The following is an 18495-nucleotide window of genomic DNA, read 5'->3' as shown; positions in this document are numbered from 1 at the left end:
CCCCATTAGCGGTTCAAGGCCCAAATTGCCCAATCCAGATCTACGCGTAGCGACGGGGCATCCGGGTGACTTGAGCCTGCCAGCGCCGATGTGGCTTTCAGGGCCTTCTTGATGGCGAGGGCTTCGTGCCCGTGATTATTGGCCACCACCGCCATTTCCAGCAGAAGCGCCGCTTTCTTCAGTTTCAGGTCAAGCAGGGACTGACCGTAGGCCGCCTGTACGGCCTGGGTCACTTCCATGAGGGTCTGGGTGTCCGGCCCTTCCTGCAGTGGCAGCATTTCCGATAGCGTCAGCGAGGCACCGCTACCAAGGCTGGCCGTCACCTCCGCGCTTAATGCGGCCGAGCCCTGCGAGAAGTTCGGAACCAGCCAGGCGTGCAGATTACGCTGCTCGGCTTCACCCAAAGCCAACTGCCAGGACAAGGGACCATTCTGTGTGGCAGGCAAAGTGTTCAGCACATCGCCACCTGAAGACATAGCCAGATCTGCCTGTACATCGACAGCGGGCCCCGTGTTTTGCAACGACAGCGTGACAGGGAACACTGTGCCCGGGCGATTTATCAGATTTTCTGCTGTGGTGTATTCCAATGCCCGCGACAACAACCCGGCATGGTGCTCACTGCCACCTTCGGCTACCGCTTCGGCCAGCAGGTCGTAACCCACATACACAGCCCTCCCCTCGCCGTAATCACGATAGGTAACGGCATCGTGCTCACTGGAATAAGCCAGACACTGAAGCGAATGGTCACTGACCCCCTGATACAAGGCAGCAACATTGGCTTGGTGATGATGTATGCGCGGCAACCGACGATCCAGAGCCAGTGGCAGGTAGGTCGGTTCGGAGAGCGGGGATTGCATAAATTCCACGCCATCCGCCCTGTGGCCATCCCAACCCAGCAGACTAACCAGATAGTTGCCAAGCAGACTCTCATGTGGATGGACCCCCAGGGTCTGATACAGGGGCAGAGTGCGCGGCCTGTCACCGGCAGCATACACGAGGCCATCGCCTCGATTAACCGCTTCCCGCAGTTGCTTGGCAGTCCAGTGCCCTAACGGCACCCGGTCTGCCAGCAACAGATACTGCTGATAATTTCCCGATAACAAGGCATCACGGAAACTATCCAGAGAATCCACCAAGGTGTAGCTGTAGCCATTTTCCGTCAGGAAGGCGTCCAGCCATTGCTGTTGCTCTACCAGTGATGGCGTTTCCGGATGCCCCTGAGCATGCGAGGCGCTCTGCGTTTCCGCAACATTGATATCCACCACTTCAAAATCGCCCAACTTCTGGCCAAGCGCCGGAAAATAGCCGCACTTGAATCCGGTCAGGCCGGTTTCCAGCTTTCCTTGCAGGAAAAGGAATATGGGGTACTTGGCGACAATATTGTGTTTGCCGCTTAGCAGCGCCGAGCCGGATACCCGCACCTCTACGGCCTCCCGGGTCAGGCTGGTCACCGCCACATTCATATCGGCCCTGATATTGCTGTCTAGCAAGTCGGTAAAGGCTTGAGGTGTCGATGCCTCCAGATCAAGGGTGAAGAAGAGGGAATTTAGCGCCTTCACGCTTACCAGTGTGCTAGCCGATAATGGCTTCGGAAACTCTGCGCGCAAAGTCAGCCAGTCGACAGCGGTACAGGTATCTTGCGGCTTATCAGCCAGCACCAGCAATCTCGATTTCCCAGAGACGGAGAGCGTGGTTTGCAGAGAAATGGGCGGTTCCTCTATCTGGAAAACCGCATTGTCTATATCGCGTTGCTCGCCATTTTCTTCCACCTGCAGGGCGCAGGCATGGCGAGTCAGATTAAAGCCTGCCGTACCAAACACATCCGAGAAAGTGATTGTCCCACCTGGCTGCAAGCTCACTGTTCGTGTATCGCGATGCAGCTCGCCCTGGTTATCCACATCCAGTCGAGTGTTGATCACTGTCAGGTTCTGTATCGCCTCGCTGCTGATATTGCGGAGCGTGAAATCACAGGTTTGCGGATCCCCCTGGTACACGTTAGCAGAGCGGGCCTGGACCTCTCCGTCCACAGCTCTGATTGCGCTGATGCTGATGGTGAATGCCTGCCTATCACTGGCCAGTACATCCCCATCATCGTCAACCAAGGTGCCTACCACTTCATAGTTGCCGGCACTCACACCTTCCAGAGACAGGTTTTCGTAGAGCTGCATAACCTGGCCGATCGCCAGACCAGACAATGCATATTCTTTATTGAGCAGCACATTTCCGCTTTCATCACTGACAATCAGACGATAATTGGCTGGCTGTATCAGTGTGCTACTACTGCTATTGAGCAAGGTGTTTTCGATAACTGCTTTATCGCCCTGGTAGTAATCGGGTTTATCGGTACCTACACCCACCGTGGCCACAGGAGCAGACACATCCCCGCCTTCCCGGATAGAGAAGGGCACCACCTGGGAGTCAAGTCGTTCTCCACTCTGGCTATACAGTTCGGCAATGGCCTGGTAGTCACCGGCCAATGTCACCCCACTATTCCAGACCGCACTCACTAACCGTTGCTCACCGGATGGCAAAGCAGGCACCGGCTGGTTGCCAAGATTGGCAACCAGCGCGCCGCTACTATCGAAAATGCTATATTGCACTGAATAGTCTGCTTCTACCCCGCCGGTATTGATCACCAGGGAGTCCAGGTTCAGATCTTCGGTGGGAGCGAGCAAGCTATCAGACAGAGTCAGCGTGAGCGACCCTCTGCGTGCGGCCACTTTCTTCTGAGTGAGATTATTGGTGTTATTACATTCTGCCACCTGGCCCTCAATAGAAGCACGGGCATAAAGAGTGACACCCTGCAGCTGGTCAGGACCAACATCGTCCATCACCGCATTTTTGTGAGCGCCGCTTTTAACTCCTCCACCAACAATCAAGTCACCAATTTCTGTACCAGTGTCAGGGTGGCCATCAAACAGCGTGATATGGATATCCTCTGAAATGTCGGCAGATCCCGCATTACCAATAACCATGGCAACCGAGGCCAGCTCTCCCACGCCGTTGTCCACGAACTGAAGGGCACCAAGGGTCAAATCAGGGATCTTTGTTTCTTTTGCAACTTTCGAGGATATGCCTTCGATGTATTCCTCATAGCTATCCACCATGAGGACAAAACCACGCTCTCCGCCCGCTGGTTTAGGGAAGACAATACTGCTGAGAAGCGTTTCATTCGCCCCACCACCAACACCAATAGAATTGATGACATCAATACCTGCAGCTCGAGCCCTCTCAGACGCAGCAACGGCAGCTGATTGGCTGGACTGACCATCCGTTGATACATCAATCACCTGCAACGCCGTTGTGGGAGTCGCATTCCCGACAACCTCAGTCGCCCCATCGATGCAGCTATGAATCGACGTCCCGCCTCCGCGTTTTCTGACACCACGAATCGCATCAGCCAGGCCGGCCACGTTATCTTCTTCGATCACTGTCGGATCGATTTCAAGATAATCTCTACTGCTGAATTGCAGTAACGACAACCGCATTGAACCGTCACGGGGAACAATATCCGGGTTCTCGATAGCCTGAGCAGTCCCTTCCAGCTGCAGTTGAAATTCCGAATAACTGACGCTACCGGAAGAATCGAGGCACAAGGCCAGGTCCAGGTAGGGCTTCTGATTACTGGCACACTCTCCAGCCGTACTTTCTATATTGTTAGTCTCTGATAGCTCGGAAATAGCCTCTCCCGCATCAAGCAGGATATGTAAAGGCGCATCACGGAACGGCAAATCACCCTGAACCGGAATACTGATTCGCTGAGTGCCATCGACCTCCAGCATTGCCTCAACGTCGGTTTCGCCAAGTACCGGATCATGGTCCGGACTAAAGGCACCATCACGGTCTGCATCGCTGAACGCCCGCACAGCGAAAGGCTGCGTTAGATCAGCATTCCCGCGATTAATAATCACAACATCAAGTTCACCTGATACTTCGAAGGTATCCGGGTCAGACAGCAGATCTCCAGACTGGGTGCTTTGTACTGCAAGATCGGGCAACAAGGCATCGATCCCCGGTTGGCGGAGACGGACTTCACCCAGATCAAGATCACCACCCGTTGCGATGACAACAGGGAACGACAGGGGCTGATAGTCCACTTGTGAAAATTCGAGGGTGTATTCGCCCAGAGACAGACCTTTCACCTCGAAACGTCCGGAGGAATCCGTCATGGCCTCGCCGGCCACTGTCGAAGATGAAACCTTCACCTTAACCAGAACCCCCTGCAACGGATTCTGAGTACGCACATCCACCACCTTGCCGCTGATACTGTTCACGGCACGATCCAGTGGCACCAGCTCCAGCTCCCCCAGGTCATTGATAACACCCGCCTCTACGCGTGCAGTGGCGCCAGTGGCACTATAGCCGGAAGCGGTAATGGTAATTTCTACCTCAGCCGCCAAAAGCTCCCTGAGCTGAAAGTACCCATCACTGTCGGTAGTAACCGTTACCGGTGCAGTACCATCCAGGTAATCGACAGAGACTTGCGCCTCCACAACCCCCCGACCGGTAATCGCGTCAATGACAACCCCTTGGAATCCACCCGGCTGCTGTTGTGGTGCATCGCCAGTGGGGGCAAGCAGCGGTGAAAACTCCACGCTGGCCCCGTCAGATACTTCTGCTTCAGCGGATACACTCTCAAAACCTGCTGCAGACACCCCCAACGTCAGGTTGCCTGCAGGTAAGTCCTCTAGACGATATTGACCCTGTGCATCCGTAGTGACCGATTTGGCAACACCCTGCACTTCCGCGCTGACCATTGCACCGCTAATTGAGGCTCCCTGGTGACTGCTGCTGATGGTACCAAAAACACTCACGCCCTCCGGCACCGACACCTTCAATCCGGGGGAAAACAGCAGGGTTTGGCCGGCCGCCATTTCCGCATTACCGGTTACTGACTCATAGCCTTGCGCTGAAGCGGTAATACTAAGCGGCCCCGCCGGCACCTCACTGAACAGGTAGGAGCCATCAGTCGCCGTGCCAGAGGAAAGGCCCGTGCCGGTCAACGTTACCGTTGCCTGCGCTAACGGAGCCCCGCTATCCCGATCCGTGATGGTGCCGCGAACAATGCCGGTTTGAAGCGGCTCGCCGGTATCCGGATCGGTTTTCTGGATACTAAGTGCCAAGGTCCCAAGATCACGTTTTTCGCCAGTTTGCAGGACCGTGTTGAGCACCAGGGTGCTGTATCCCCCTTTATTCATGGAAAGTTGGTAATGGCCGGGAATCAGACGATCAGCAAAAAAATCGCCATCTGCATCAGTAACGAGCTGGCGTGGTTCAGGCCCGTCAAGCGCAATTTCAACGCCCGAAAGAGGCTGGCCGCTCTGGGCATCTACGAGGGTACCGGTAAGGCTTGTTATGTCTGCAGCGGGACGGGATGCCGCTGACAGTACACGCAGGGCCAGAGCCGTAACATACACATCCTGCTCGAAATCCCCACCCGGGTTCTGCCTGTTTTGCAGCGCATCCAGTGCCTGCTGGAGGGTAGTCCGGTCAACAGCCCGCGACACCAGTGCATACAACGCCAATGCAGAGCTTTCAGTATCACCCCAGAGCTGACCCTCTTGCTGGGCCAGCAAGAAATCTGCGGCTGCTTGCAGTGGAGACTCCACATCATAGATATGGCGATACTGCCAAAGCGCATGCATAGCCAGAGCGGTAGTCTGGACTCGCCCCACATCGCCAGCCAATGCCCAACTGCCATCATCATTCTGGGCATTGATCAGATATTGCAGCGCATAGGCAGCAGGCTCCTGAGTAATGCCCAACAAGGATAGTGTTTCCAGTGCGTAGGCTGTGCTTAATGGGTCTGGGTCATAGCCGGGAAATGCCCCAAATCCGGAACCGGCTATTTGGCGCTTAAGCAATTCGTCCTGTGCCTCACCAAACTCCTGGCCCAGCGCGTAAGCCGTCCGGATACTACGGGACAGGTTCTCCGCACTGTGGTCTGCATCGACGCTGGCAAGATAGCTGGTCACACCACTCAAAACACCGGCAAGACTCTGATCCGCATCAAGCAGGTTGATTGCGGCTTCCGTGGTGGACTGAAAAGTGATGGCTTTGGAGGCAGGGGAATCCAGACTGCCATCGGCATGAATTTGATCAACAAGCCACTGCTTTGACGCTTCCTGGCTGCCCACCCCCAGCACAGGAAAAAACAACAACAGACAGAAAAGAGCCCGAATCCAGCCCCAGATACCTGAACGTGACGCAGCCATGCGATCCCCCGCTTGAAAACCCTACGCTTCTTTTATGAATAAGAAGGCAAAGGCTAACAGCAAGGGGCGAGGCATTATGTAAGATATATCTTAAGGGGACTGTAAGAGTTTTACCTGAAGATGTGGTAAACCCTCATCAAATGAAGAACCGTTTAAACGCCTCGCCTACTTCGCGCCGCTGAGCTGCAGCATGTAGATGACAGCGTTGCGGACTTCCTCGTCGCTGCAGTCGAAGCAGCCTCCACGGGGGGGCATGGAGTTGATGCCGGCGATGGCCTCGTTGACGATGGTATCGAAGCCTTCTTCTTCGATTTCGTGGGACCAGTAGAGGCGATGTTCCTTGCCGACTTTGGGAGCGCCAAGTGCGCCGGAGCCGTGGCAGGTGACACAGTATTGGCGGTACAACTGCGCCCCGTCGCGCGCCTGCGAAACATCCGCAGCGGCCGGGGCGCTATCGTCGGAACAGGCTGCCAGCCACAGGGCCGACAGCAGGATTCCCAGGGAACGCAGCAAAATTATTGACTCTGCTCGACCATGTACTCGACGGCGGCCTTGATCTCGTCGTCAGAGCAATCCATGCACATCCCCTTGGGCGGCATGGCGTTGAAGCCTTCGATGGCATGCTTGACCAGGGTGGCGTTGCCCTTGGCAATACGGGCACTCCACTCCGCAGCCACACCGGTCTTGGGGGCACCGGCTGCACCGGTGGCATGACAGGCGGCGCAGGCAGACTGATGCACCTGCTCACCACTGCGCGGACCACTGGCCACTTCTTCTGTGGCAGCGGCAGCGCTGCCGCACTCATCACCCTCGACGCACACAGACCCTACCGGCTCAAGACGCTCGGCGGTGGCTCGCTCGCTGAATACAGAGCGCTCACCCAGCGGGTAAGGGGAGATTTCCTTGGTGCTCTTTGCAGCCACGCTACCGGCGGCAAACAGGGTAGCGACCAGTACCAGGCTGGCAGTCAGCATCTTTTTCACGATTCCACCTCTATTCTCTGTGTTTCGCCCGAGGGCGCTGCGCCGGCGATTATACCCGCTCAGGGCGTAGGGACAAAATGCTTGATGTATCGACTGTGGCCGGGAGACCTGCGACAGGGGAAAACCGGTGCGCCATGCCATGACTGCCCGGCCCGGCAGCGAACAGGTCTAGTGTATTTCGATACGGGGTAATGACAGGGTGAAGCGGCTGCCTTCGTTGACCACACTGTCCACCTGGATGTCGCCGCCATGGCGTTCGGTCACCACCTTGACGAAGCGCAACCCCATGCCCGCCCCGCGGGTACGCGCGCCACCGCTGGTGCTGGCCCGGCTAAAGCGCTGGAACAGTCGCTCCTGGAATTCCGGCGGAATGCCCACTCCCCGGTCACGGACCTCACAGACCACGGCCTCCTCCCGGGCATACAGGCGCACGTCCACGGAACTCCCCGCATGGCTGTATTTGATGGCATTGGTGAGCAGGTTCACCATCAGACGCTCGAGCAATTCGTTATTGCCCAGCACCCAGACCTCCTGATGGGGGTCGTAATCAAAGCGCAGGGTGATCTCCGCCTGCTGGGCCTGGATCTGCACCATATCAATGGCACTCTCCACCACATCAAGCATGTCCTGCTCGTTCATTTCCACCGATTCCACCGCTTCCACCCGCGCCAGCTGGAGGAATTGCTCGGCGATGTTCAGGTTGCGCTGGGCATAATGTTGCACGTTGTCGAGAAACTCTCCGAGGGACTGAGCCTCACCCTGCTGACGCATTTTCTCGGTAAGCGCCAACACCGATACCATGGGGGAACGCAGGTCGTGTGAGAGGAAATCCAGCATTTCAGAGCGGGCCCGCATGGCCTGTTTCACATCGCTGATGTCCTTGAAGGAGATAATCATCATCCGCCCCGGATTATCACCGGCATGCACCAGCAGCATATCCAGATAGAGATCGGCTCCCTGACGATTGCGGCATTCCAGCTGGGTCCGGCCTTCCGCCAACGCCTGGCATAGCAGCTCATCCCAACTGTGTTCTCGCAGTTCCAGCTCTCTGCCCAGGTCTGTGACAGTGGGCTGCCCCGCATCCAGGGCCCCTATTTCCAGCCCCAGCAGAAAGGAGGCCTGGGGATTGGCGTAGACGATCACCCCACAGGCATCCGCAATGACCACCCCTTCACGGATTTGCGCCAGGGTCACCTGGAAGAACCGCGTCAGGGCTTCCTGGCGATCCTCTTCCCGACGCAGACGGTCGATATGTTTTTCCAGCACTTCATAGCGGGGCCCGACGGTGGGCGCATGGGTACGCACTCGCACCAGCATGGCCCGCACCCAGTAATCATAGGTGTCCGCATGCAGGGCTTTATGCCAGACCAGGTCCAGTTCGTAGCGGCGGCCGGCATGCTTGAACCGATACTGGCGCGCCAGAGCGCCTTTCCAGGTGGCCGCCGGCAGACTGTCACCACCCCGGCAGGGTTTCTCGCCGCCCAGCAGCCGCCAGGCACGTACCGGTAACACCTGGTCAAACATGCGCCCCATTTGCTCCAGGCTGGATGGCCGTGTCAGCCGCTGGTTCAGGTCACTGTATTCGGACAACCGCTCAAGGGCATGACGCATGTAGGACAGGGAATATTCCAGACGTCGCCAGGTCCACAACGGGTACGCCATCAACGCCGCCGCCATGGCCCCGGAGGGCGGGAACCACAGGCGCAGCACGATCAGCACCACCATGCTTGTCAGCAGGCAGAGCAAAATCACCCCGCCCACCAGGGGAATACTCCAGCGCGGCAGCACATAGGGCAGCAGCAGCGGCGCCAGCAGGGCCAGCATGGTGCCCAACACCAGCACACTGCTCATGGGCAGTTCCCGGATCAAGCGATCCGCGCGCAGGGCATCCAGCAAATTGGCATTGACCTCCACGCCGGCCATCAACTCCCCCTGACTGGCCATGGGGGTGGGCAGCATGTCGCCGAGACCGGCTGCGGTGGCACCAATCAACACGATCTTGTCACGGATCAGCTGTTCCGGGATCAGGTTATCCAGCAGCTCCACCGCCGATACCTGCGGATAGCTGTTGGGCCCGCTGACAAAGGGTAAATAGCGATGGTAACGGCGCACATTGGCCAGCCCGGAGAACTCTTCGCCCTTGTTGGCCGGGAAGGTGTTCTCCGGCAGCATCCCCTCCTGAATCAGCAGGGTCTGGGTGATATGGGGCCACCAGGCCTGGCCGATACCGGAGCGCATATACACGGAACGGGCCACTCCGTCGCTGTCCAGTTCCAGGTCCACATGGCCCAAACCTGCGGCAGCCCGGGCAAAAGGCGCATAGGGCAGGACTTCGATGAGCTGACCGCCAGCGCGCAGTTGCTCCACGTGCACCGGCAGGTAGACATGGCCATTGGCCGCCATGGCCTGCACCAGGGCGAGATCGGAATCCGGGTTGTTGCGGTCCGGCTCGGACAGGATCAGGTCCACCAGTATCGCCCGGGCGCCCATCTCGGTGAGGCGGTTGATCAGCCGGGCATGAACTTTACGATCCCAGGGCCAGCGGCCAATTTCCCGCAGGCTGTATTCGTCAATGCCGACGATAACCAGATCCGGGGAGGGGTCGTCAGGGAGGGTTTTGAGAAGGTTGTCGTAGATGTAGCGATCAATAAAAGACAAGGCCCCACTGATACTCAGCAGGGCACAGAGACCCACTACCAGAAACAGCACCGAAATGTGTTCCGCCAGATAGCGACGCTGATAGGCATTGAGGCGCGAGCGCATCTATTACAGCGCCAGCAACAATGCGGCCCCGCCGAGGAAGACCCAGAGGTCCCATTTGGAATCCTTTTCCGCCACAGGCTCCGGGGCGGCCTCAATGGAGAAATCGGTCCAGCTTTCGTGGCCACGCAGACCATTCTCATCCACCGCACGTACCAGCAGGCGATAATCGCCCTCCGGCAGCGCCTGCTGCCATTGGCCCGCCTGAAGGGACGCCTGCCCCAACAGTGCCTTGTCGTCCTGGCGATACCATTCCAGCCAGTAGCTGGCCGCATCCGATTGGGTGGGCCATACCGCTGTGACGCCCTGATGGGAAGCGGTCAGCTCCACCGACGGCGCAGGCAACAGGGGAACCGGCTCGATAGGCGGCTCATCCAGTCTTGCCAGGGTGGCGAAGCCGGCCTGCACATCACGACGGGTTCCACGAGCGCTGACATCCACCCGGCCATCCACCACCTCGTTGCGGGTGGTTTCACCGGCATCCACACTCACGTAGTACTCGGTACCACGCACCGCCGCCACCGCACCGGGGGTGAAGACCTTGAAAGTGCGATCGTCGTTGCTTGCCGGGGTTACCCGGTTACGGATATTGCCTCGCTCAAGGCGTAGCTCGGTCTGCTCGCCCTGTTGATCCAGAAAACGGCGATAGCGATTCACCACCAGCAGGCTGGCCGGCTTGATCACCACTTCGGACTGGTCAGCGAACTCCAGGCGGGCACTGCCGCCGGCGGCGGTTTCCAGCGCATCACCGAAAGCCACCTGCTCCCCGCTCTGCACTTGTCGGGCCTCGCCGCCGGCGGCGGGATACAGCATCACCTCACCGGTCACCGCAACCACGCGGGCCGGGATCGGCTTTTCCTTGAGCCAGGCGATCGGCACGAGCAGATTCTGGCCCGGTTCCACGCTGTGAGGGTCTGCCAGAGAATTATGGCTGGCCAGATCTCGCCAACAGGACGCCGGTTGCTGGGCAAATTGCTGGCAGACCTTCCAGAGGGTATCTCCGGGGCGCAGCGTGTAATGCCAGTCGTCCGATGCTGCTGCGGCAGTCGTCAGTCCCAGCAGCAAGGCTGCACACAACCAGACCCTCATAGCGTTATTCCTCAATCGGCTCCAGACGGTAACCATGCTGGTAGACCGTCTTGATGCGGTAGCCCTGCTCCGGGCGAATCTGCAGGCTGCGTCTGATGCGGCTGATATGCACATCCACGGTTCGTGATTCGATCGGGGTCATGATGCCCCAGACCTTTTCCAGCAGATGGGCACGGCTCATCAGCTTGCCCACATTCTGGAACAGATAGCTGGCGAGCTCATAATCCTTGTCGGTGAGCTTCACCGGCTCGTCCGCCAGCAAAATCTGCCGTCGCGATCGGTCCACTGTCCAGGGCCCCACTGTCAGGGCCGTTTCATCATCCATATCCGATACCCCCGCCCGGCGCCCAAGGGCGGCTATCCGGGCCAGCAATTCCGCTTGCTTGGTAGGTTTGACCATATAGTCGTCCGCGCCCTGGGAGAGAGCCCCCACAATGGAAGACTCGTCGTCACGCTGGGTGGCAAACAGCACCGGCGTGCGGTTACCGCTGGCCCGGACTTCCTCCAGCACGGCATAGCCGTTCATATCCGGCACTTCCCAATCCAGCACCAGGATGTCGAAGGTGTCGCGCCGTAACAGGGACATGAACTCGCGCCCGCTGGCCAGGTGAATACAGTTATGGCCCGCTTCCTTAAGCCAGTGAGTGACAAGCTCAGCCTGAGCCATGTCATCTTCCAGATAAGCAATGCGCACAGTTTTCTCCATCAGTTGGCGGCCAACATCTGCCCGAAGAGGGTACCGATTTATCGGGGGTATCACGGGAAAAGATTGTAAAATGGACAGCACCGACGTGCGAGGCCGAAAGCACCATCAGGCTGGCGATGCGGTCAGTTTGAGGCCGACGATACCGATCACTACCAGCCCCATGAAGGCCAGACGCGACAGGGTAGCCGGATCCTTGAAGAACAGGATGCCCAGCAGGGTGATTCCCACCGCCCCGAGACCGGTCCAGACCGCGTAGGCAGTGCCCACTGGTATGCCCTTCATGGCATAGGAAAGCATCAGCATATTGAGCGCGGTGAGCACCAGCGACGTGCCGATGGACGCGACTCCGGGCTGCATCTGGATCCACTTGAGGCTCATGGCCCAGGCGATTTCCACAATCACTGCCAGTAATAACACAATCCAGTACAGGTTCATCCTGTTTCCTCCGATACGCTTGTCGTTTCACAGACACGGGCTCGTAAGGAAAGGCAGCGCTACCGGAAACCCGAAAGAGGCAGACTGCGGAGTGATGACGGCCCAGGTGGCACATCGCGCGCAGATTATAAGCATCTGCGCCCACATTGCATCCCATCCATGGACGCCAACGCCACAACCGGCTATCATTCGCGCCCGTTGAACCCCCAAGTTCTTCATCTGCAGACGGTCGGAACGGAACAACCTCGTTCAACCCTCTGCAACCGGTTTTGCGCCCGTAGCTCAGCTGGATAGAGCGTTGCCCTCCGGAGGCAAAGGTCAGAGGTTCGAATCCTCTCGGGCGTGCCATATTAAAAAAAGGGGCTTCCTGTTCAGGACGCCCCTTTTTTATTGTCCTGACCGGCTATTCCCCTGCCCCCTCCGACCGGTACTCGCTGGGTGAACAGCCCTGCCAGCGCCGAAAGGCGCGCACAAATCCCCCGGCGTCGGTGTAGCCCAGATGGGCAGCCACTTCCTCAATTTTCATGGCGGTGCTCCTGAGCAACTGCAGTGCCAGTTGGCGCCGCTCTTCTTCGACCAGGTCCCGGTAGCTGGTGCCTTCCTGTTCCAGTTTGCGGCGCAGGCTGCGCGCAGACAGTGCCAGTTCGCCGGCCATATCATTGAGCGTCGCCCCCAGCCCCAGGTTGCCGAGCAGTTTCTGGCGCACCTTACCGGCAATGCCACTGCTTTCCACGGTCTCCATACGCTGTCGGCATTGCTGTTCAAGCATGCGGGTAAGCACCGGATCATAACCGGGGAACGGCTGGCTGGCCCCGGCACGGTTGACCAGGAGCCGGTTGGCACGGGCATGAAAGGTGGGCGTCAGACCACATAGCGACGACACCACGGAGCCCGCCACATCCGGTTCGCCGGTGAACTCAATCCCCTGGAACGCCACCCCCTGAAGGGTGATTTCCCTGACCAGATTGATCGCCGTGGCCATGTCCCGCTCGAGCAGAAACTGGCGCAGGTGGGGCGGTATCGGGTCCGGATCGAAGATCACGCCAAAGGTATCGCCTTCCTCACAGACTGCAATCCGGCAGTAGGCGGTACTCAGCGGCAGATAGCGTATGCCCAGGGTGACAGCATCGCGCAGGGTCTTGCAGGTGCGCAGGGCAAATCCCCACACCCCGAAAGTGGCCAGGTTGTATTGCAGGCCCAGCTCAAAACCCCCTACCCCTACAGATGGCAGGGCCAGCATAAGGTTTTCGATAAGACGCATTTCCTGGGTGCGGGTCACCAGCCCTTCGCCGCTGGACAATTCGGCCTCGGCAATGCCAGTGCCCAGCAAGCAGGTTTGCCGGTCAATGCAATGACGCTGGGCGAAGTTGAGCATGACCTGACTGATGGCCACAGGATGGAACTTGTCGTCTGAATGCTGCATTAGCGATCCCGCAGATACCGCCCGGTCACACGCTGGCCACGAATGCAGGGCGATTGGCCACGGTGGCTATTCCGGCTGTTGTCGCGGCACCGTAGTGTTGAGGCTGATGATACCCACAAGAGGCAACACCATGGATTCAGCCGCATTGAACAAGCAGGCCATTGCCTGCGCCAAGCACTATATGGGGAAAACCGCCTGGCCGACAATGTTACTGACCGCCGCCGTGGTAGCCGCCTTCGTTGCCACGCTTGCCCTGTTCGCCAGTGGTTCCCTGCCCGCCTGGGGCGCCTGTCTGCTGGTCGCGGCACTGACGTATATGTCCTACACCCCATTGCATGAGGCGGCCCACGGCAACATCCATGGAAATAACGACAGACATAAATGGGTCAATGACCTGTGCGGGTATCTGGTGGCGCCGATCATCGCCATCCCCTATGCCTCACACCGCATCGAACATTTCACCCATCATCGCTTTACCAACCAGCCGGACAAGGACCCGGATTTCATTATCAGCGGAATGCAGAGCGGGCCCCTTGGCTTTCTGGCAGCCGGACTGCGATTTCAGTGGGTGCAGAATACCTTTTTTGTGCAGCACAGCTGGGGCAGTGCATCACTGAAAGAAAAGCTGATTTACAGCGCCGAGCTGGTGGTCTCGCTGGGCTGGCGCATTGCCTTTCTGGCCATGGTAGACCAGCCCGGCACCGTGGCGGTGATTCTGCTTGGCTACTATCTCGGCGGCCTTTTCACGGCCTACTGGTTTGCCTATCGCCCGCACCACCCCTACAAGGTCAGCGAACGTTACCGCAATACCAACAGCCTGATCATGCCACGCTGGATGAAACCGCTGGAGTGGTTCTGGCTGGGACAAAACCTGCATTCCATCCATCACCTGTTCCCGCGAGTGCCCTTTTACCGTTATCACGCCCTGCATCGGGACATCGCGCCGATTCTTCAGGCCCAGGGCACGCCAATCATCGGCATATTTTCCCGTTTGCCGGTCGCACCCTCAAACGCCACTGAGCAGATGCCTGCGGATTGAGCCTGCACAGTCCGGCACGTCTCAAACAAGCGGACTGCCAATAAAAAAGGGCCGGATTTCCCGGCCCTTTTTTTCTGCGGTCATCGGCGTCAAGACGCTGAATCCGACGCCACCGTACCGGCTTCCCGCTCGGTTTCAGTGAGGTGCTTGGGGTTATCATCGGAAACCTTGCCCACCCACAGGGGGTGCGGCTCAGCCTGACGGATCCGCTTGCGGAACTGGCGCCGCACCACCCACAGGCAGGCTGCCACCGCCAGCAACAACAGATTCACCAGACGGTTATCCGCTTCCAGCCAGGCATGGCTGCCTTCCAGCACAGTCTGCAACAGGGGAATGGCCAGGTAACAGAATGGTGCCATACGCAGCATCTGACTACTGAACCGCAACGGCGACGCGCGCAGACTCCAGGCCACCAGCAATACCAGGATAACGGCAAACACCCCCCGTTCCGCCACGGCCACCAGGCCCGCCAGCGGGGTATGGGGTAACAGCTTGCTGGCCAGGAAACTGAAGGCAATGCCGATCACCACGCCGGCACAAACGCCCAGGGTCAGACGCAACAGAAAGGCCGATGAGCGCCCGGGACCGGTGCGGTCCGAGCGACGCTCACACCAGAGAATGTTGCCGGAGACAAACAGCAAGGAGCCCAGCAACCCCAGGGCGAAGTACAGCAGTTTCACCAGCAAGCCCCCGTAGTCACCGAAGTGCAGGGAGTAAACCGGCGACAAGCTGGCAAAGTTGAAACTGCGCTGCTCTGGCGCAATCACCCGTAACGGTCCCAGGGTCGGATCCAGAACCACGTGGGCATGGTGCCCCAGATACCCGGGCACGGAGCCGGCCACATCGATCCAACCAGCGGCATCGCCGTAGCCGCGAATTTCCAGCCAGTCCACGGTCAGATCCGGAAGTTCATTGCGGGCCGCGGACAACACGTCTTCCATCAACGGCATGGTCACGGTGTCGCCCTGGCTGTCCACCGCCGGCCATACTTCTGTCTCTTCCGTGATGACCCCGCGCAACTGGGGGCCGAACACCAGCGCCCCCAACAGCACCGCCACCACGGTGAACATGCCCATGGCGGCCCCGGTCACCGACATGATCAGGTGAAACGGAAAGCTGATGATGCCGATCACGTTATGCAGGTTTTTCCAGTAACGACGCATGTTGCCCTCGTGCTTGAGGGCAAAGAATTCCTTGCGGATTTTCGGCCAGTGGATCAGCAACCCGCTGAACAGGGCGACCCCGTACATCACCGAGATCAGGCCCATGAAGGTCATGCCGATATTGATCGGCCAGCCCGGATTGGGAATGCCAAGGGCAAAATGCAACTCGTTGATGAAATCCGCCAGGGCCGAGCGGGGCACGTCTTCGCGGACTCCCTCGGCATTGAAGTCCGTGGCATGGGCAGTGACCCAGTCGCCCTCCGAGGACTCGAACCACATGACCCCCGGATCTTCCGCATCCGGCAGCAGGTACAACCGCTTGCGGGCATCCGGATACTGACCGGTGACCTGTTCCAGCAACCCGTCCATGCCCATGGGCACAGAGGCCGGATCCCCGTAGTGGGCCTCCTGCCAATGATGCAGTTCATGATGAAACACATTGATGGCACCGGCGAAAAACGCCACAAACAGTGCCAGACCACTGACCATGCCTACCCAGGCATGGAGATCGACCATCCGGCGCAAACGCTCACCCTTCATGCACCGACTCCATATAGCGGGGTGGCCTGAAGGGCCAGCCAGGCGGCCAGATTCGCCACCCCCAGCGCCACCAGAATCGGTTTGGCCTTCGCCGGCAGCGCCACCAGCAGCACCAGCAACATCCACAGCAGCACGGCGGCAACCAACTGCAGCACCAGCCACTCCTGCCACGGCATCGGCAGAGCCGCCGCCAGCAGGCCGATCAGCATCAGGGACAGGGGGAGACTGAGCACGGTGCCCAGGGCATATCTCATCCGCGCACCCTCCGCTGGAAGCTGTCGCGGTAATGACCGGCCATCAACGGCAACAGCATCGCCGGCAGGACAAACACCCAGAGCGCCACAAAGAGCCCTACGCCTACCCCCAGACTGAGTATCCACAGCGCCGTGGCAGCAGCCAGCAGCAATACAGCCAGCAGGCGCACCATGGCTGGTAGCGGTTGCTTAAGCCAGCGCTGCTGGCGATCACTGAGATAAAAAAGGACAACGCTGGCCAGGGAGGCCAGAACGGCAAACCACATGGGAGAAGAACCCTGAAATACTGATAATGGTTCTCATTTAATACCAGTCTGCCGGGGCGCGTCAAACGGTACGGCTCGCGCCCTCGTCGCGCAGCGGCAACAGCTGCTGGGTGGCTTCGCTGAGTCTGGCCGTGGACAACTGATTCCAGTCCACCGCATCCCGGTCGGGCATCCACACATCCCGGAACGCCGCAGCATCCGCCAGGGCCATTTCCGGGGTCAGCATGGCCACGCCGTGATGATCACCGGCAATACCGCCGGCCTGTCTCACCGCCACCCACCAGGCCGGCGGTCGCCAGCGCAGGGCAACACCCGGCAAATTACAGCTCAGCTCTTTTTCCGACACACAACACTCCAGCAAGGTATCACGCTGGGCACTGAGCCCCTGGCGCCAGAGGACCGAGCCGGCCACCATCACCAGGGAGGGAAAGGCCCGCAGCAAGGCTCGGCAACGATCCACCTCGTCCAGTTCTTCACCCAGGATGACCTTGAAGAAAACCGGGCGGGGCGGTGCCACCTGCTTGATGACCCCCGCTTCCAGCCAGCGCAGCGCCACATCCAGAGCCTGATCTTCTTCCCCGGGCAATAATTGCTTCAGGTCTGACAGGGCAAATACCCGAGGCAAGCTTTCCAGTGCCGGAGCCAGTCGATTCGCAGCCAACATCAACGATCCACCTGATTGGCCAGTGGCAACTGCAGGCCCAGCCATTGGCGCACCGTCATTACCCGATAGAGGATATGGCAGATGGCCGTGAGCCGGCGCGGCTCAGGCAGCCCGCATCGCCGCAGGGCCGCCACTTCCTCCAGCTGATGCTGCAGCAGGCTGATTTCCCGGCTACGACTATCGGTGGGGCGTTGGTACTGGGCCAGTCGCACGGTGAGCAACTGCCCTTGCATATCCTCCTCCAACGCCGCGTAGGCACGCTCAATCAGGCTGTGACTGGTGAGATGACGCAACATCCCGGAAGAATGGCGCCGCCGTCCACCCCGCCGAACCGGACTGACAAACATCGCCAGCAAGTCCACCAGACGGTGCAACAGAGGCAACCAGGACGCCCCCCTGCGGGTGGCATGCAGGTACCACCACCAGGCACGCAAGCGGCCGATGTCCTGACGCAGCATCCGCACCCTGGCGTAATGTCGCCCCTCACCACTGGAGGCATAGCTGGCGCGATACACCGCCAGATACTCACCCAGCGCCTGAAGGCGATGCTCCACGGCGGTAAGTGCCAACTCCTGCTGACGCCAACGATCCGTTTCCGACTGGCTTGCCATACCCGAAACTCCTGCAACTGCTACTGCTTAATATGCACTGCAACTCATAAACCCGGTTCCGGCACACGCATTCGACGGCCAAAACCCGGCAGGATCACTCTAGCGGCGGGCCGGTGCTATCCACAGTGGAATTTCGTTTTGCCTCGTTGCCGTTTGTATCTTGCTGCTACCGGATGGTTGCCTGAATTTGCACTGTAAGATATCGCCTACCGGTATGTACGCTGATATCCTAGCCAGATCATCGCTTTTCTTGCAGGACCTCCATTGCCCACCCGCCCTTTCGCTGCCCTGCTTTTCGTAATCGCCAGTCTTGCCCACAGCCATCCCGGCGGCCTGGACAGCCAGGG

General features: G+C 59.0%; 14 protein-coding genes and 1 tRNA gene. 2 read left to right on the top strand and 13 right to left on the bottom strand.

Going from position 1 to position 18495, the window contains the following annotated elements:
• Positions 1-5: 5 nt before the first annotated feature.
• From A3714_RS02210 to A3714_RS02180, 7 genes are all read right to left on the bottom strand, one after another.
• Positions 6-6215 (bottom strand): carboxypeptidase regulatory-like domain-containing protein, encoded by a 6210-nt coding sequence (locus A3714_RS02210; protein WP_063509669.1) that lies wholly within the window; start codon positions 6213-6215, stop codon positions 6-8.
• Between the two features lie 165 nt (positions 6216-6380).
• The gene (locus tag A3714_RS02205) at positions 6381-6728 is read right to left on the bottom strand and encodes a cytochrome c5 family protein (protein ID WP_231866037.1); all 348 of its coding nucleotides are present in this window, start codon (positions 6726-6728) and stop codon (positions 6381-6383) included.
• 2 nt (positions 6729-6730) lie between these two features.
• Entirely contained in the window at positions 6731-7189 is a 459-nt protein-coding gene (locus tag A3714_RS02200; RefSeq protein ID WP_062814838.1) for a cytochrome c5 family protein, read from the bottom strand.
• 177 nt (positions 7190-7366) lie between these two features.
• Positions 7367-9961 (bottom strand): CHASE2 domain-containing protein, encoded by a 2595-nt coding sequence (locus A3714_RS02195; RefSeq protein WP_063525712.1) that lies wholly within the window; start codon positions 9959-9961, stop codon positions 7367-7369.
• Positions 9962-9964: 3 nt separating this feature from the next.
• Positions 9965-11047 (bottom strand): FecR domain-containing protein, encoded by a 1083-nt coding sequence (locus tag A3714_RS02190; protein WP_062814840.1) that lies wholly within the window; start codon positions 11045-11047, stop codon positions 9965-9967.
• 4 nt (positions 11048-11051) lie between these two features.
• Positions 11052-11741 carry a response regulator transcription factor gene (locus A3714_RS02185; RefSeq protein WP_062814841.1) on the bottom strand — a complete coding sequence of 230 codons (690 nt, stop codon included), beginning with the start codon at positions 11739-11741 and terminating at the stop codon, positions 11052-11054.
• A 117-nt stretch (positions 11742-11858) separates the two neighbouring features.
• A complete protein-coding gene (locus A3714_RS02180) occupies positions 11859-12188 on the bottom strand; it encodes a multidrug efflux SMR transporter (protein ID WP_062814842.1) in 330 nt (109 codons plus the stop codon).
• A 271-nt stretch (positions 12189-12459) separates the two neighbouring features.
• On the opposite strand from A3714_RS02180, the gene A3714_RS02175 reads away from it, so the two are divergent.
• Positions 12460-12536 (top strand) — tRNA-Arg (locus A3714_RS02175).
• Positions 12537-12591: 55 nt separating this feature from the next.
• Here A3714_RS02175 and A3714_RS02170 read toward each other — a convergent pair.
• On the bottom strand, positions 12592-13611 hold the full coding sequence (locus A3714_RS02170; protein WP_063510026.1) for an AraC family transcriptional regulator: 1020 nt from the start codon (positions 13609-13611) through the stop codon (positions 12592-12594).
• A gap of 130 nt (positions 13612-13741) precedes the next feature.
• Between A3714_RS02170 and A3714_RS02165 the strand changes: the two genes are divergently transcribed.
• Positions 13742-14650 (top strand): fatty acid desaturase, encoded by a 909-nt coding sequence (locus A3714_RS02165; protein WP_063510027.1) that lies wholly within the window; start codon positions 13742-13744, stop codon positions 14648-14650.
• 89 nt (positions 14651-14739) lie between these two features.
• Here A3714_RS02165 and A3714_RS02160 read toward each other — a convergent pair whose 3' ends face one another.
• The 5 genes from A3714_RS02160 to A3714_RS02140 all read right to left on the bottom strand — a co-directional run bounded on the left by A3714_RS02160 (position 14740) and on the right by A3714_RS02140 (position 18148).
• Positions 14740-16353: a PepSY domain-containing protein gene (locus A3714_RS02160; protein ID WP_063510028.1), complete on the bottom strand. Its 1614-nt coding sequence runs from the start codon at positions 16351-16353 to the stop codon at positions 14740-14742.
• Entirely contained in the window at positions 16350-16607 is a 258-nt protein-coding gene (locus tag A3714_RS02155) for a hypothetical protein (protein WP_062814846.1), read from the bottom strand. The genes A3714_RS02160 and A3714_RS02155 overlap by 4 nt, the downstream gene beginning before the upstream one ends.
• The gene (locus tag A3714_RS02150; RefSeq protein ID WP_063510029.1) at positions 16604-16873 is read right to left on the bottom strand and encodes a hypothetical protein; all 270 of its coding nucleotides are present in this window, start codon (positions 16871-16873) and stop codon (positions 16604-16606) included. The genes A3714_RS02155 and A3714_RS02150 overlap by 4 nt, the downstream gene beginning before the upstream one ends.
• 61 nt (positions 16874-16934) lie before the next feature.
• A complete protein-coding gene (locus A3714_RS02145) occupies positions 16935-17537 on the bottom strand; it encodes a hypothetical protein (protein ID WP_062814848.1) in 603 nt (200 codons plus the stop codon).
• On the bottom strand, positions 17537-18148 hold the full coding sequence (locus A3714_RS02140; RefSeq protein WP_062814849.1) for a hypothetical protein: 612 nt from the start codon (positions 18146-18148) through the stop codon (positions 17537-17539). The genes A3714_RS02145 and A3714_RS02140 overlap by 1 nt, the downstream gene beginning before the upstream one ends.
• Between the last annotated feature and the right edge of the window lie 347 nt (positions 18149-18495).

The sequence above is a fragment of the Alcanivorax sp. HI0007 genome (assembly GCF_001635525.1).
GTDB lineage: Bacteria > Pseudomonadota > Gammaproteobacteria > Pseudomonadales > Alcanivoracaceae > Alcanivorax.
This window is presented reverse-complemented; position numbering and strand designations above follow the sequence as displayed.